We start from the raw sequence: 274 nt of genomic DNA on the forward strand, positions 1-274 counted from the left end.
CTTCAATCAGATGACGGTATTCAAACACATCGCCCGGCACTTGCTTGCGAACCTGAACCACATAGCGGCCATCGACGAACATGGCCGCTTTGTCACGGCCGATCACCGCCGCGCCGGCCGAGCCGGTAAAACCGGTGGCCCACAGCAGGCGCTCGTTGTGTTCGGGAATGTATTCACCCAGGTATTCGTCTTCATGCGGGATCACCAGGGCGTCAAGCTGTTCCGCTTCCAGCCACTGGCGAATCTGTGCCACGCGTTGTGAGATCACTGATTG

The 274-nt window shown here is 58.4% G+C and carries 1 protein-coding gene; it reads right to left on the reverse strand.

The genetic code is table 11. From position 1 onward, the window contains the following. On the reverse strand, positions 1-274 hold a 274-nt coding region (locus tag R0J87_RS20250; protein WP_498888503.1), incomplete at both ends, for an aminopeptidase P family N-terminal domain-containing protein.

Source organism: Halomonas sp. SIMBA_159, from assembly GCF_046536035.1.
Taxonomy (GTDB): domain Bacteria; phylum Pseudomonadota; class Gammaproteobacteria; order Pseudomonadales; family Halomonadaceae; genus Vreelandella; species Vreelandella venusta_A.